The sequence below is a fragment of the Pseudomonas sp. WS 5071 genome (assembly GCF_012985765.1).
Classification (GTDB): domain Bacteria; phylum Pseudomonadota; class Gammaproteobacteria; order Pseudomonadales; family Pseudomonadaceae; genus Aquipseudomonas; species Aquipseudomonas lundensis_A.
Genome location: NZ_JAAQWY010000099.1, coordinates 1 through 551 on the forward strand (window position 1 = coordinate 1; position 551 = coordinate 551).

The window sequence follows — 551 nt, forward strand, 5'->3', positions numbered from 1 at the left end:
AGCGGCCTTGCCACACAAGGTGTTTCCGCCGTTGGTGAACTGCTACACCGGGGGCGGCAGTTTCGACTTTCATATCGACAATGCCGTGCGCCAGCCCAAGGGCAGCCCCGAGCGGGTGCGCACCGATCTGTCGGCCACCCTGTTTTTCAGCGACCCCGAGGACTACGACGGCGGCGAGCTGGTGATTCAGGACACTTACGGTGTGCAGCAGGTCAAGCTGCCTGCTGGCGACATGGTCTTGTACCCCGGCACCAGCCTGCACAAGGTCAACGCCGTCACGCGGGGCACCCGGTTTGCCTCCTTCTTCTGGACCCAAAGCCTGGTGCGCGAAGACAGCCAACGCACGCTGTTGTACGAAATGGACGGCGCGATCCAGCAACTGACCCTTGACGTGCCTGATCACCCTTCACTCATTCAGCTCACCGGCACCTACCACAACCTGCTGCGCCGCTGGGTTGAGGTATAACCCATGAGTTTTCAACTACGCCGCCAGGAATTGCTCGATGGCGAACAGCTCAGCGCCATGTTGGCTGAAAATCCTGCGCGGGCGG

Annotated in this window: 1 protein-coding gene and 1 pseudogene; both read left to right on the top strand. The window is 61.3% G+C overall.

Features of this window, described 5'->3' with window-relative positions:
- The coding region (locus HBN61_RS22400) for a Fe2+-dependent dioxygenase (RefSeq protein WP_170047937.1) at positions 1 to 466 on the top strand (466 nt) is incomplete at its 5' end.
- 3 nt (positions 467 to 469) lie between these two features.
- Positions 470 to 551 (top strand): annotated as a pseudogene (locus tag HBN61_RS22795) (sel1 repeat family protein); the annotation flags it as partial.